This window comes from Brevibacillus centrosporus, assembly GCF_046622605.1.
GTDB classification, from domain to species: domain Bacteria; phylum Bacillota; class Bacilli; order Brevibacillales; family Brevibacillaceae; genus Brevibacillus; species Brevibacillus centrosporus.
In genome coordinates, this window is sequence record NZ_CP176857.1 from 190,697 (window position 1) to 204,648 (window position 13,952).

Annotated in this window: 15 protein-coding genes; 13 read left to right on the top strand and 2 right to left on the bottom strand. The window is 41.3% G+C overall.

Annotated features, from left to right (window positions below; all coding sequences use genetic code 11):
* Nucleotides 1–56: 56 nt before the first annotated feature.
* Together ACLIN2_RS31110 and ACLIN2_RS31115 are read left to right on the top strand one after the other, a co-directional pair.
* Nucleotides 57–989, top strand: coding sequence for a hypothetical protein (locus ACLIN2_RS31110; protein WP_411504939.1), 933 nt, complete (start codon nucleotides 57–59; stop codon nucleotides 987–989).
* 28 nt (nucleotides 990–1,017) lie between these two features.
* A complete protein-coding gene (locus tag ACLIN2_RS31115; protein WP_411504940.1) occupies nucleotides 1,018–1,416 on the top strand; it encodes a hypothetical protein in 399 nt (132 codons plus the stop codon).
* A gap of 48 nt (nucleotides 1,417–1,464) precedes the next feature.
* On the opposite strand, the gene ACLIN2_RS31120 is transcribed toward ACLIN2_RS31115, so the two are convergent.
* Entirely contained in the window at nucleotides 1,465–2,136 is a 672-nt protein-coding gene (locus ACLIN2_RS31120; RefSeq protein WP_411504941.1) for an SOS response-associated peptidase, read from the bottom strand.
* A 41-nt stretch (nucleotides 2,137–2,177) separates the two neighbouring features.
* Entirely contained in the window at nucleotides 2,178–3,098 is a 921-nt protein-coding gene (locus tag ACLIN2_RS31125; protein ID WP_411504942.1) for a hypothetical protein, read from the bottom strand.
* 194 nt (nucleotides 3,099–3,292) lie between these two features.
* Here ACLIN2_RS31125 and ACLIN2_RS31130 point away from each other — a divergent pair, with 194 nt between their 5' ends.
* From ACLIN2_RS31130 to ACLIN2_RS31180, 11 genes are all read left to right on the top strand, one after another.
* Entirely contained in the window at nucleotides 3,293–3,892 is a 600-nt protein-coding gene (locus ACLIN2_RS31130) for a stalk domain-containing protein (protein ID WP_411504943.1), read from the top strand.
* Between the two features lie 132 nt (nucleotides 3,893–4,024).
* Nucleotides 4,025–4,396, top strand: coding sequence for a hypothetical protein (locus ACLIN2_RS31135; protein WP_411504944.1), 372 nt, complete (start codon nucleotides 4,025–4,027; stop codon nucleotides 4,394–4,396).
* A gap of 515 nt (nucleotides 4,397–4,911) precedes the next feature.
* The gene (locus ACLIN2_RS31140) at nucleotides 4,912–6,192 is read left to right on the top strand and encodes a hypothetical protein (protein WP_411504945.1); all 1,281 of its coding nucleotides are present in this window, start codon (nucleotides 4,912–4,914) and stop codon (nucleotides 6,190–6,192) included.
* A 319-nt stretch (nucleotides 6,193–6,511) separates the two neighbouring features.
* The gene (gene tnpA / locus ACLIN2_RS31145; protein ID WP_411504946.1) at nucleotides 6,512–6,910 is read left to right on the top strand and encodes an IS200/IS605 family transposase; all 399 of its coding nucleotides are present in this window, start codon (nucleotides 6,512–6,514) and stop codon (nucleotides 6,908–6,910) included.
* Between the two features lie 39 nt (nucleotides 6,911–6,949).
* Entirely contained in the window at nucleotides 6,950–7,189 is a 240-nt protein-coding gene (locus tag ACLIN2_RS31150; RefSeq protein WP_411504947.1) for a hypothetical protein, read from the top strand.
* A gap of 74 nt (nucleotides 7,190–7,263) precedes the next feature.
* Nucleotides 7,264–7,434, top strand: a complete 171-nt coding sequence (locus tag ACLIN2_RS31155) for a hypothetical protein (RefSeq protein WP_411504948.1) — start codon at nucleotides 7,264–7,266, stop codon at nucleotides 7,432–7,434.
* A 245-nt stretch (nucleotides 7,435–7,679) separates the two neighbouring features.
* Nucleotides 7,680–8,021, top strand: a complete 342-nt coding sequence (locus ACLIN2_RS31160) for a hypothetical protein (RefSeq protein WP_411504949.1) — start codon at nucleotides 7,680–7,682, stop codon at nucleotides 8,019–8,021.
* A gap of 1,887 nt (nucleotides 8,022–9,908) precedes the next feature.
* A complete protein-coding gene (locus ACLIN2_RS31165; RefSeq protein WP_411504950.1) occupies nucleotides 9,909–11,447 on the top strand; it encodes a hypothetical protein in 1,539 nt (512 codons plus the stop codon).
* A gap of 771 nt (nucleotides 11,448–12,218) precedes the next feature.
* Nucleotides 12,219–12,680: a hypothetical protein gene (locus ACLIN2_RS31170; RefSeq protein ID WP_411504951.1), complete on the top strand. Its 462-nt coding sequence runs from the start codon at nucleotides 12,219–12,221 to the stop codon at nucleotides 12,678–12,680.
* A gap of 32 nt (nucleotides 12,681–12,712) precedes the next feature.
* Nucleotides 12,713–13,294, top strand: a complete 582-nt coding sequence (locus tag ACLIN2_RS31175; RefSeq protein WP_411504952.1) for a hypothetical protein — start codon at nucleotides 12,713–12,715, stop codon at nucleotides 13,292–13,294.
* Nucleotides 13,295–13,678: 384 nt separating this feature from the next.
* The gene (locus ACLIN2_RS31180; protein ID WP_411504953.1) at nucleotides 13,679–13,912 is read left to right on the top strand and encodes a hypothetical protein; all 234 of its coding nucleotides are present in this window, start codon (nucleotides 13,679–13,681) and stop codon (nucleotides 13,910–13,912) included.
* The last annotated feature ends 40 nt before the right edge of the window (nucleotides 13,913–13,952 follow it).

The window sequence follows — 13,952 nt, forward strand, 5'->3', positions numbered from 1 at the left end:
ATCTCCCCTGCATCCAGCTGTAATAAAATGTTCTCATATCTATCGGGAGGTAAACTATGGAAAAGTATTTTCTGGAGCAGCACGAAAAAGAAAAGTTGCTCGCATTTTGTGGGTATGGCCATTATCCTACCGCAAAGATCGCTTTTATGGGCAATGAAGAAGGGCTCGGTGGGTATGAACTAAAGTACGGGATAAAAGCGAGGAGTGCGGCTTTTGGGTCAAATCCGAAAACGTATTTCGGATCGACATGGAGAGATGGCTACTTTGAGATAGGAGAAGAATCAGACCATCTATTTAATCAGGAAATGCTTCAAATACGGGGCAGTCTTCGGAGACCCGAAGAGCTCTCATCGCTTATGCTTGAATATCAAGCAAGAATCATGCTTCATGTTGAAAATGGTTTCACAGGTAATTGGTTTCAAACCTCACCAAAGGAACCTACAGCCTATAAACTGATTAAAGACTACTATCGAAATGTAGGACAATACGAACATTCAGGGTTATACAAAAAGAACGCAAAGGTAGGTTCGGCCCTTCTCGATTTACGTCCATTCCCGCGAAGGGATGAGGGACAAACCGGGAAACATTGGCCATATCATAACATTAAGCAATCTCAGTATAATAGAGCATTTTCGTTTCATGATCAAAGCGGGCTTAAAGAGGAATACAAGCAACTACGTGATGCTCGCGCCCAGTATCTGACGAGGGCAATTTCCACATACCGCTTCCCGCTCCTTATTGGAATAGGCGACAAAGCTTCCAAGAAGAATTTCTTTGAACGTTACATGGATGCAACATTTCCACCCGAAAAAACAATTAGTCTTACCAAAGACAGACCCGAAGTGTTTATTTCGGACCCGATCGGCGATTGGGGAATGATAGTTATTTTATCAGACTTCTTTGAGCGAGGCTTTAAAGGTATTGGCTTGCGTGGTCTGCATATCTTAGCGAGTGAAATAATTAAACCTATCCTAATCAAAAATGGATGATAGGTCAAAGAGAGGGAGGATTGTCATCGTGTGGAGAGATATCCAACATATTTGGAATCCCAACCAAGATGATATCAAGTCGTGGGCGTACAGCGATTCCAGAATCCCTGAACAGGACTGGGAACTGGCCGTGATTAATTTTCCTAACATACCAATGATATGCGGGTTGGTAGATGATCCTAAATGCAAGCATACACGTTTCTTTCTAGGTTGCCTTTACGTTTTTGTCGGGGATGTCGTTCGATCTCAGAATGAGCAAGATATTCATCAATTAACGGTTATATTGAAAAGAGTAACCGACTCTTTAAAAAATGAAAACCTTACAACATGGGTTCAAAGATCTTTGCAGCTTATCCAAAACCCTAAACTTTACAATTATGAATATTGGGGGCTGGGATCAAAATACGTGTATACATCAGAATCATGAGCAGTCTTACGTGTGCACCTCCATTCAAACACAAAACAGCTCCTCTCGTTATTGGGCGAGAGGAGCGATACATTCAGGACTATCATTTCGTACATTGCCCACCATGTTATGCACTGGGTAGGCTTTCATCTCTTGTTCATCGTAGGGAACCAGGAAAGATTTCAGGTAGTCTGTATCCTCAATTTCTCGGTTCAACCAATCAGTTTCATTCTCGGGACGCAAAATGACTGGCATCCGATTATGAATCGGTAGTACAAGTTCATTCGGACTTGTCGTAATGATGGTACACGTATGGAGTTTCTCTCCTTTTGGATTCACCCACGTGTCGTAGAGAGCAGCAAACGAAAATATCTCCTCATTCTTCATCATGATTCGCATCGGCTGCTTACCTCTCACATCCGACCTCCATTCGAAAAAGGAGTTCCCCGGAACGATTGCCCGCTTCCGTTTCAATAAATTCCGAAAGGACGGCTTTTCGCTTACGGTCTCTGCACGAGCATTGATCATTTTGTAAGCCATTTTGTCATCTTTCGAGAAGGACGGTACCAGGCCCCATTTTAATAAACCAACGCGATTTACTCCATCGTTGGAGATAACGGCCGGTATGTACTGACTGGGGCTGATGTTATACCGTTGCTGGAAAGGAAAGGGGATATCCTGTAGATGATATCGTACCATGAGAGCCTCAGGGTCAACTGCAAGTGTAAAACGGCCACACATCGTTTATCCCACCTTTCGAATCTTAGCATGTTGAATCACAATTACTGACCTTGCCTCTGCTGCCTTAAAGAGATCGTATCTTCAAGTAGTGTTTTGATCTTATCAAGATCTGAAGGTGCGATGTCTTCTAAGTACACACACGCTTCACTACGGATGTCTGCATAGGAACCTGAATAGTTACGACCGAACAGATCCCGAATCTTATCTTCCATCTTCTCTTTGTGACCGGTGTAATGAAACTTAAATACCATCCTCTCCAATTTGAGATCCACGCATGCGTGGCTTTTCCCGCTCTTTTTATATTCCATGGCCCACGGGTCTAGCCTGTTGTAAAACTCAGGTTGATAGTTAAGAGCAGTCAAATAATCGTGAATCATCCGAACAGTTTTCTCATGCCTCCCGCTCCTGTAAAACAATGACTCCTCGTCGGGTTCTAAACCAAGCGCCTGCTTCTTTAAGAAGTCCAAGAAATTCTGAATGATGTACCCGTTCTTTGTGCCCTCTGGTTCACGCCCCAGCTGCTCTTGAAAAAAAGTAACCACCGCTTCCCACTTACACCTTTTGTGCTCAAGCGTCGTAACAGGTACTCTATTCGCGTGTCGATCGAGCTGGTCGCTATACAATTCTGCGCTTCCGACCTTCACTTCAAGAAGAACGATAAACTCACTGGACGAGGAGTAGAAATACCCGTCCGGATCACCATCTATAAGATCAGAGTTGCTCTCGTTAAGAACTGCGTTAGCGCTGATTCCAAGCACGATTCCAGATTTAATATCATTTGAGAAGTTCCGGTGTAACTGTGTATCCATGGTAAAACTCTGCGTTTCTAAATTCGGCTGGTCTAGCAGAATGGAAAGAAAAGGCCCAGCTAAACCTGTTTCATCTAAGACATGGATCAGTAGCTCTGTTACCTGATTCTCTTCCTTCTTGTACCGTAGCAAAAAAGGATTGAAACGTCCCATATAGTACTCCCTCATCTATAAGATATATTCTTTGTACTCTTGCTACAACTTCGATTATATAATAAGTGATGGGGATATTTACCTACCCCCGATTTCTTTACTTACATTGCAAAAGTAGTCCAAAAGCAACCTAAGATCAGATATGAATCGCTCTGTTTTTTAACTTGTTAATCCAATAAAGGGGGTTGTTATCGTTGAAAAAAGTACTTGTTCTAACTGCATTATCACTATTACTTGCTGGTACAGTAAGCGCAGCTTCATCAACCTATTCGTTATCATTGCATGGTGTTAAGTATCAAGGAGCTCAACCAGTAGTAGTTAACGGGCAAGTAATGATTCCCATAGAAGCATTAAAAAAGATGGGAGTAGATGTCCAAGTCGATGAGCAAAAGAAGACGGTCAATCTCTCCACAAAATCACTACGAGTCGCGAATACAAATCTTGCATTTTGGTCAGACATCGCATTCGATGCTGCCACGGCATCGCTTGAATACCATATGACAACAGGAAAACCATACATACAAATAAAAGCTGATATGACAAAAATCCAAAACCAAAGTAAGGAGGAGCGTATCACGAGAGTAATCAATCTATCGAAGCTTATGGAACAATCGATTGCTGAATACGTCGTCATCCTTTTTTCTTATGGGGATCATAGCGCCAATATTGCTACAATCCAAAAAAGCGATCTAATACAGTACAAAAAAGACAATAACACCCTCGCATATCTGTCAAAGTGGAAATGGGAGTATAAAAACACTGCCGTTCAACAAGATATAGGGATTGCATTTTAATTAAGACTAGGTCCTTGCTTTTCAAAGTTATCGAGTTTATGCTTGTCTCGTGTTAAACTCATTTCACAGAATAGCTTGCCAGATAACTACATGTTAAGCTAACTTATATTCTTACTATAAAGGGGTTTTAACATGTCGGGAGATAGCGATCAAAACATACAGACGCTCATCTTTACTTGGTTCTCCTGGTTAAAAACGACTCAAGCGATGCATGCGGATAGAGAAGAGCTGCTGCAAACCGCTCCCTTGAAGATTCCAGCGGTAACCTCCTACATATTCGATCAACTAGAGAAAATGGCTCATGAACAACTGAACCTCGCTCAGCAGGAGCTATCCAAGAACAAGATCCGCATTTTATCTAATAAATATGACCAAGGGGAGTATTTTGTTATTTGGCAGCAGCGGGGAAAAACGGATCTGTCCCGCTATGATATGAATACACTGGCACCACAAATCCAGGAAAACATGAACCAATTATTTAATAGCCTTCCTCCAAAGAAATAGTAGGAAAGGCTCTGAGAAGGAGAGCAAGAAGTGGAGTCAATTCCGATAGTATTTGATCAATTACAAATCATCCCATCCTACTTTTTCATACTCATAAGCGCTGGTGTCTGCGTAGCAATTGTAATTATGATGTGGTATCTTCATATGCGTTCAACAAAGCCCCTTCGCAAAGTGATCAAGCAGTTTACGATTCTCCATGATTTGCACCCTCATGCTTTTACTATCGAGCATTCTACGGAAACAGATATTTTCACCGTACAATTTGATACCATTCAACTCCATTACCGCTTCCAAGGTAAGAAACCTTATCTAATACAAGGCAGATAGGGTTGAATCGAATCTACGTTCCATTCTAGCCTATTGGTTTTCTCCTATGGTATAATGACAGTCAATTGAATGTACCCGTCACGGACATCCCGGGACAATAAACTCCTAACAAGAGGGGTTTATTGTCCCTTTTCTTTTTTCTCACGCTTGTTCTACAAGGGCACACCTAACAACAAGAGGTGAAATTGATGAACAGAAAATCCTTGAATCCTGAGGAGAAGTCAAGCAGAATGAAGGGTAGGGGGAGTGTGATCGAAGTGGCTACTTCTACCAAGCAAACCAAAATTCAAAAGAGCCTTGAAAAGTACACCAAGGACTTGATCCACATTGATAAAACAGCAACGGAAGTAGATAAGGCTAGCTTGAAGCAAGAAGTGTTTGAGAAAGCTGCATCTGCTATCCAGTCGAAACATAGCTATACGGAGCTGATTCGAAAAGAGAATGAGCTGGTTCGCCAGCGCGATTCCTCTATCGATATGGATATCGATGACTTAACGATATTAGATTACAGCATTAAAATTATTCGCTTGGCACAGGAGAAGCGGGAAAAGGGCCATCAAAAAAACGAGGTTACTATTTCCAAAGCAATCCTCGAATCCGGGGCAATCATGTTTGCCAGCTCCCGAAAGACAAAAGAGAATACCAAAGTCATTCCAATCGAAAAGCATGCAAACGGTGAGCGGGTTCTTACATACTACAACCCTCTTGGCAAAGCTTCCAAATTCGATTCCCGGGTGTTCATTGGCCTTCATAAGCTCTGGGAAGATAAAGGAAAGAATCAACAATTCACTTTCACGCTGTATGAGCTATGTAAGGTTCTGAACCTCACTGCTAATGGGAAGAACTATCAAAACATTGAGCACGCCCTGGAAGTTCTCTATAACTTATCCGTTGAAATGCGGTACTACATCAAGCATAAGGATGAGAAAATCGTAACCACCCGCTTCCATATGCTATCCGCTGATACGACCGAGACGATCATCTCTTCTGAGACCAAAAAGACGTTGAACATTAAACGAGCCGTTATTTTCTCTGACTTGCTTCAGCTGTCTCTACTTGAAGGCTATGTGAGCTACATTAGCCTCGCCCTGTTGGAAGATATTCAGAAGGATACCGCTCATCACCTTTACTTGCTGCTCAGTAGTAGTAAAATAAATGAGTTCGGTCGCTGTGAGTACGAATTTGATGATTTATGCGATATCATCGGCATTAAGAAGGAATACCCCAAATACAAAAAGAAGCAGCTTCTAAATGAGGCAATCCAAGAGCTGATCGAGGTGAAGGTCCTAAGTCGTCATCAATACCCCAGAGGTACTTCTAAAGTGTTACTCTATCCCTCTGAATGGTTTGCGACGATTATCAATACGGAAGGGAAAGTCATTGATGAGAAAGCCCATGATATCCCGCTCCTACTTGAACGAATTGAAGAGAAGCGAGTTGCGGAAAAACGCACTATTATTAATGTCTAGGCCTTAAAGGGATCGCTCCTTTTAAGGTCTTTGTTTTTTCAAGGATGCGGAATATACTCTTTAGTACAATATTTGGCGAGAAGCAATCCACCGACAATGACATCATTATACTCTCTAGTTCAATAGTTTTTCTCTTTGGTTTAAGAGGGGAGGGGTTGGGAGCATTCACTTTATACTCTTTAGTACTATATATAATTCTTCATCAAAACATCCTAAATGCAGTCTGTATGTTCAGTTCATACTCTCTAGTACAATAATTCGATAGGATTGATTTTAACCTTTTGTTGTAGTACACAACACATACTGATACAATTAAGACATGGAAAACTCTTACATATCCAATGGTCAGGCCGTTTATCATATCCGCTATCATTTCGTTTTCTGTACTCGGTATCGTAGAAAAGTATTGCTAGAGGAGGTTGCACTTCGTTTTCACGAATTGATTTCGAGTGTTAGCCAGGAGCAACTGTGGGAAATTATTCAGGTCAACTTGAGCCCTGATCATGTTTATCTTTATCTGGGAGCAACTCCAAATGTCTCTCCAGCCGAGGTGATGGTCAAGATTAAAGGTTGGACATCTCGGATACTACGAGAGGAATTCCACCATCTCTCCCACTTGCCAAGCTTGTGGACACGATCGTTTTTTGTCAGTACAGAAGAAGCGGTTCCGAATAGACTGATTCAGGATTACATTTCTCAACAAAAGAAGAGAGGGTAACAGGTTAGCAAATACCCTATAAGATAAGGAGAAGATTACATGAAACGAACTTTGGAATCGATTGTTGGGCAGCTCACAAACTACGAACTTAAAAAGGCATTTGACGAATTAGTAGAGTTCAGGAACACCGGTGTTCTCGTGAAGGATGGGATCGTACGCGCTGTTCATGCAGACTTTGAAGGATCTAATTCTATTAACTTTCCGATATCATCAATTGAAGGTTATATCCTGTTTGAATTTTGCAAACGAACATACGGTTTATTAGCTGAGGAAAATTAAAAATCAGAAATCAGAACAGGACACTCGCACATTCATGTGGTGGGGATCTTCTGCTGAAATGAGGGAAATAAATCATGAAAATCACAGATATGGACATCATGTCAATTGAAAACGAAGCAAGAAGCTTTGGAGATCTTACAGTAATCAGAAGGAACATAGAACAGTTTGAAGTTTATCAAAACGGCAAGAAAGTTTTTGAGGGAGAAGATTACGAGGTTGCTGAATTTATTAACCATCAAGCGTGATTCACTACCTCCCAGTATAAGGAGAGGGTACACGAAATGAGCAATCAGTAAGCAGCAACGTGACGCTGAAGGCTTATCCGCATGTGATTGTGTCAACCGGCTCAATCCCATGCGGATACAATTTGAACTAGGAAATTTAATTTTCTCTTGCAGCTTTAATTAATGAGATGTAAAAGCAGTTGTTAGAAATAAAAGAGGATGGTTACTGAATTTTTTAACATTGTAGTTAGGGGGAGGAGAATATAATGACTGTGAAATTTGTGCCCGTTGAAGTAACAGATGTTGAGCTTGCCTTTGGGGGGCGGAATATGGCCACGTTACTGCCAGACTGGTCAGAGATTCCGGAGGAGTTTAAAAAAGGCCGTACAAAGTGGAACAAACTGTTTTCGTTGATTTTCTTTAAAGGAGAGGCACCAGGAACCCTCACAGGTGTAGAACGTATCGACCCTCAGAAAGCGGGGCGTCATTTACGTGCTGTAATGAAATCATGGGAACCAAAACATGAGCATAAGGAAGCAGGAGTAGCTTACTTGATGAGTCTGTGGTTTGGCGATTGGGATCCATCGGAAGAACAGAACAGCAGATAAGCAGATAATAGTAGACGTTTCTCTCCCCCAATCTGGTATGTCAACAAAAGCTTGGGTGGAGTAAGACGCGCTCCTATCCAGAAGACGGTTGTAAATTGAAAAAAGGAGTGATAGTAATATGAAGTTACTAGGCTTGTTCAAATCAACAACATCAACTACTCATGCAGTTGTTGAACATGGGAAAACGATATGCGGTCTTAAAATTGAAGGTCGAAAAGACCGTTTACCTCATTCTGGCCGAACCCATGTCACTTGTCACAAATGTCTTCTTGGCATTCCAGCTGGCTATTATTAACCCTAATACCGGTTGGATGCCTATCCGTAAGTATTTGGATCTTCACTTTGCAATATCGGATGAATATGAAAGGGAACTAGAGTATATTTAACTAAGATCTTGGCGAGTTTAATCAATGTAATGGCTATCAGCATTTATTGGCCGCTCGGGAATCTAGAATTAACTTGCAGCAAAAAGGTTGAAGGTAGGTTCCAGGGAGAGGCAGAGGAGAAGATCAGGTGAATACTTTTAGGGGGACCATAGCAAAATGTCGAGACTCTCTGAAATTCAACGGGAATACGAAGCTATCCTTGCATTAGATATTAAGCCTTATCAAAAGGACAAGAAGTTATCAGCGCTAATGACAATAATGGAAGGCGAATTTCGAATCCCACTGCTCCGCGATAAAGAGTGGGAGGAAAATAACAAACCGGTGATAGCCATGTATCGGAAACTGTCCATAAGTCGCCAAACAGTATGAAAGGGAAACTACCTAGATAAAGGCATTTTAGGATTACATCAGCATTTATCATACGTCATTTCTACAATGTCGATTATTGTCGATATTTTTTTATACTTAATTTTATACTGTTTAGTACAACACTCTGACTATGCCAAAGGCTACCTATATACTGTTTGGTACAATACCGTGTTTCGCCGAAAACATACTTTTAAGTACAATACTTAGGGGGTCACATTTCTGGCAGCATATACTCTTTAGTACAATATACTCCACCCTTAGAGAACGATGTCAGATATACTCTTTAGTACAATACCTGGATCCGAGTAACCATATTTATTGGGAATTCCAATTACATTCCTCACTTATACTCTTTTGTACAATACGTTTCATCTGCGGCGTTATTCATTATATACTTTGTAGTACAATACATTACTTTAATCAAAACCATTGATCGGTTTGGGTTATCTAACTTTTTTAAAAATATATACTGTTTACTACAATATCTTCATTCGCTTCCTTCCCAACATCATATACTCAGAAGTACAATACCTTCGGTTGGAAAATTCGATTCGAAGAACATGCAAATATACTTTTTAGTACAATACTTCGCTGGCATCCAAACTTGAATTATACTGTTTTGTACAATATCGATTTATAAGCAGGCCGCATCCACCCTATACTTTTTGGTACAATATGTCATCTCCCTAAAATATACTCTTAAGTACAATACTTTGAAAAATCGGGCCACACCCCAACATATACTTTTTAGTACAATATCCCAGCAGCTGAATGCCGCTGGGATATACTGTTTTGTACAATACTTTGTCTCGATTTGGACATATTGCGTGATCAAAAAAGGAAAGATATAGTCATAGACAGAAGAGGAAGTCTTCCACCAAAAGACTTCTGTAATAAAAAGACTCCCGCTACCATCGGGAGCCTCGCGATAAGGTGTTACCAGCACCTTACCAAAATGTGCGCAATTCATGTGAGAATCGGTTACCAGCCGATCTCTTTCAAAGCAATAGCCTCAATAGTGACAGCCTGGTTTTCATTTTGAAAAAATGAGAACCCCGGGTCCAATTAAGGTTTGCCTTTTTTATACTATACCAAAATTTAGATCTTATTTGAATGAGGGAAGGGGGGAGAAATGTTGATTTTGGCAAATGCGAGAGGCACCCGAGGACAAAAAACAAAACCGGTTGCAATGAGCGCACCCTTTTTGCGAGCTCTATTTAATATCGAACAGAGATTCGCTGATAAGAGCATGACCTTTTCGATTAACGAAGGGGGACGTAAGCGCCAGTTGAACCATGTCACTGAAGCTGATTTGTATGTAGCAACGGTACTCTTTAGCCTATGCAACACGAATGGTTCTATCCATCGTGTATCTCGGCATGCTATTTATCAACGTTTGGAAGAACTCTATGAGAACCCGATCTCTTCCCCTCAATTCTATGAAGCTCTAGAAAAGTTCAAGCTACATCACCTGATTTTTGAAGAGCAACACGAATATGGTGTTGTGAGCTACAAGATCAATTACTTCCACCAAGAAGAAAGTGAGAATGAACTGCCGTGGATGAAGTCGGAGCGCCCAAAGGCCGCTCGTTACTTCATGCTACACCCGGTGGTTTTTAGTGCTGCTTTCACCTCGCTGTCCCTTTCGGGTAAAAAGCTATTTTATGCAGTTGCAGCTCAACAGGGTGAGAATAAACACAAGGCAGTAGAACGATTGTTCTCAAACCGCAATACGGATGTCCAATTTATGGGGCTATACCAGTTTCTCCATAAAGCTCACCCATATCAGATCCGAAAGGTCCTGGATGAACTGACTTCTCGCACGCTGTTTATGCAGACGCCGTTTTTTACAAAAGCAGAAGTCCACAAAGCTTCTGGTCAATATAAGGCATCCCTGGCCATTAATCCGGACTTCATCCTTTCTGCTCAGAAGGGTGTAGAGTATCGGGAAGTTTTAAAGCCAAGGAAGGTATATAAACGGACGGCCCTGTTCATTGAGCGGATCTTAAGCGCACTCTCTATCAGAGAATTCGTAACCGATGATGAAATCAATGAACTCGTTCGTTATTTCAAGGGCAAAGGATATCGAATCATCCGCCCTGCCTTGGAAATTCTCAAGCAGTATTTTAATAAGCACCGCAATTTACCACAGAACATCGTGGGTTATTTGGTAAAATCGATTCGATCGGTGACTGAGTTCACCTACCGGAACATTCTCAAACGAACGGGCCTTCTCGATTTCGTTGCCCCGATCGATGCAGACGATCACGATCAGCGCTGGAGTCAGTTCTTAAATGCAATATGCAGCTATCAACCACGAATGGTTGAAAAAGCATGTGCAGCTGCTGCTCCTCAACTGACCGGTAAATATCTTCGCACAGTCCAATATGATTATGCAGAGTACAGAGGGGACTATACGGGGAAAGAGCTGAAGGGGATCGAACTAGTTCGCAAAAAAGCCTTTGTCCTTCAGAAACATGTTGATTCGTATATCTCCCTTGAAAATGGAATACATACTCGAAGCGGGGATTTATCAGACTCGCAAATCATCGACTGGTTATTGGCAGAAGTAGAAAAACTTCCTAACGCAGAACGGATCGTCGTGGTGCCATCCTCGTTTAATTTAGAGTCATATCTACAAGGTCATTTTCCATCTGTCCTGGCATCCTAAGCTCTCTTTTGTTTTATTACAAAACGAGGGCTATTCGTGTTTTCTGTGATTTATTTTCAATTTGCTGTATTCGGTTACAGCACTCATTCCCAGAGCTACCGGTAATCCGGTATTCACTTATTTCTGCATGAAAATAACCTTGTTGATTGCCACATTCCATTCTCGTTAACGACGATAGCAGATAAAACCTAGAAAGAAACAGGTAGTAAATGTGATTAAAGTGAGTAATGTGGATTAAATCGGAAAGCCCCGCTTCGGGAAACAGACAAAAGTTAAAACAAATTAGTTAGATATGTGCATTATGCGTATATATCGGCTGCTTTGTGGACAGATTGAGCCATATCCGAGACAATCCTGAATGGATCCCCATTTGAATCAAATTCTTCTAGCAATTATCTGCTAAATAAAATAAGCTTCTAGTTTTTCAGTGCGTTTTCATCGCCTCTTTCTAGCTTTTATTTCTCAAAAAGAGGCTTCGCTCTTAGAACCAGTAAGTATCTTCTTGTCTATAGTAGTTTTCTATTTCTATAAAAGCTTTCTGATAATTATAGTAGTATGTTTTAATTCCAATCCTTAGAACAAAATTAACTCCTTTATTTCGATAAAGGTTATTGTTTTCTATCAAAATTGTGATAAACTAAGTAACAGTTAAATAAAAGGTCGCGGAAATACCGAGACAGGTTTACCCATTTCAGTTGGGTAGGCCTGTCTCTTTTTTGTTTTTCGCAGTGTATTTCAATGAAATGGAATTCAGGGTATGGTGGTGTACTTGTGAAGCGCTACGCATTGATTCAATTAAAAGAGACAGGAAATTACCACGTCTGGGATCGATGTAAACAGATGATTAGTGAAAACATCTCAGAATCCGTTCTCTTTGATGATGATGGAGCATTTATCCCAGTGCACGAGATTCAAGTAAAGGAGCTGACTGGCTGGCGATTATGGGAACCAAGCAGCGTTGAATTTTTCTTTCGTGGGATGTGGGGCCCCGCTACGCCTTACGGAACGGAAAAGGTTGTCTCAATTGATGAGATCTCATTGCCCAAGGCAGCGAAAACGCGTCAGGTTAAGGAAAGCGAACTAGCTCCGATCCGCTTCCATGTTCAATTATTCGGTCAGCTGGATCAACCTTTGCTTGTTAAAGAAAAGAACCGTAGCTTGATTGGCAACATAGAGCAATATCTAGTTGCACGTGAAGCTGGGTTGCAGGTCGTCCCCGTAAGTTTCGCCTAAGTAATCAAATTGAGTTGTGGAGGTTTTATTACATGGAAACATTCTCTTTTCTTTCTGAAGAGGGCTTAGATCCAAGAAAGGAATTTGGCTTCTCTCATATCGATGCCGCTTCTCAGTATCAAAGGCAGTATCAACAGCTGGACGTAAAAATATACGGAACTGTTCACCAGGAACTAAAGCAAGTTGGCAAAGCGCAAATCTATCTGATTGATGAGAATTGGTTAGAGTCCAATTTGTATCAGATGGCTGAGAAAATCCATCCCCAGCTGCTACGGGCGCTAAGATCTGTTCGGTTCCTTTATGCAACCAATCATCCAAATTATTTAGAGCCAATGGCATCAATCGTATATGGACGGGTAGCCGTGATGACGAGCTTGGAGATCTTTGAGGGATATCGAAATAACGGACTTGGTACCAGCTCACTTGAAGAGGTGATGGAATATCTGGCCAAAGTCTTACATGTCTCTTTTGTGATCGCATCGTCCAACTTTGATCCGATGACGGAACGTGACAAGTATCTGACGTTAGAAAGGTTTCTTCTGAAGGCAGGGTTTGTATCAACTTCCAATGGGGACGATGTTCCACAATTCTGTAGGAATATCCTAAATAGTTAATAGTTCTTCTACTCGGGGTAAAGCTTTACATTGAAGGTAAATGACATCAAGATAAAACAGGCTAGCACAGGCCATGCGATTAACCGAAGAAACAGAGACATTAATCTTAAAGCTGCGAGAAGAAGTCTTTCTCAAAGTCACGTTAACTAGACTCAAACTGATATTCTTTGGTTACCTCTAAGTTTGCCATGTAAAACCCCTTCTTGGCCCCAAAAGCCTCTTGAAGGGGTTTTTGTCACCAAGATGGGAAGTCTTATTATGTAGCCTATGTATTCCCAATTCATTGTTACAATGGGTACGACATTTAAAAGGGGCCATTAGGAAACAGCGAGACACCGTGAAGGGAAACGGGTAAAATAGTGGCATATCAAAAGAGGTGGTAATATGAAACAATTCGCTTTGGTGATGATCCGGGATCATTTCGGTCTGTATATGATTTATGACAGAAAAAATTGGCGAGTGAGTCATCCACTGACAGAAGAAATGATTAAAAGCCAGATTGGGTTGAGGATAGAAGATGTCCAGACACTGAAAGTATCTCACTGGACAAAAGATGTGGAGCAGCTGTTTGCTGATAATGGCGACGAGAAATTCGTTGTGATTTACGAGTGGGATTAGAAGGAAACAGTGTAACACTCTTCAAAAAGGCCAAGCTCTC

Coding starts and splice junctions, on each gene's coding strand:
- ACLIN2_RS31110 (WP_411504939.1), top strand. CDS start 57: ATGGAAAAGTATTTTCTGGAGCAGCACGAAAAAGAAAAGTTGCTCGCA.
- ACLIN2_RS31120 (WP_411504941.1), bottom strand. CDS start 2,136: ATGTGTGGCCGTTTTACACTTGCAGTTGACCCTGAGGCTCTCATGGTA.
- ACLIN2_RS31125 (WP_411504942.1), bottom strand. CDS start 3,098: ATGGGACGTTTCAATCCTTTTTTGCTACGGTACAAGAAGGAAGAGAAT.
- ACLIN2_RS31135 (WP_411504944.1), top strand. CDS start 4,025: ATGTCGGGAGATAGCGATCAAAACATACAGACGCTCATCTTTACTTGG.
- ACLIN2_RS31140 (WP_411504945.1), top strand. CDS start 4,912: ATGAACAGAAAATCCTTGAATCCTGAGGAGAAGTCAAGCAGAATGAAG.
- tnpA (WP_411504946.1), top strand. CDS start 6,512: ATGGAAAACTCTTACATATCCAATGGTCAGGCCGTTTATCATATCCGC.
- ACLIN2_RS31150 (WP_411504947.1), top strand. CDS start 6,950: ATGAAACGAACTTTGGAATCGATTGTTGGGCAGCTCACAAACTACGAA.
- ACLIN2_RS31155 (WP_411504948.1), top strand. CDS start 7,264: ATGAAAATCACAGATATGGACATCATGTCAATTGAAAACGAAGCAAGA.
- ACLIN2_RS31160 (WP_411504949.1), top strand. CDS start 7,680: ATGACTGTGAAATTTGTGCCCGTTGAAGTAACAGATGTTGAGCTTGCC.
- ACLIN2_RS31165 (WP_411504950.1), top strand. CDS start 9,909: ATGTTGATTTTGGCAAATGCGAGAGGCACCCGAGGACAAAAAACAAAA.
- ACLIN2_RS31175 (WP_411504952.1), top strand. CDS start 12,713: ATGGAAACATTCTCTTTTCTTTCTGAAGAGGGCTTAGATCCAAGAAAG.
- ACLIN2_RS31180 (WP_411504953.1), top strand. CDS start 13,679: ATGAAACAATTCGCTTTGGTGATGATCCGGGATCATTTCGGTCTGTAT.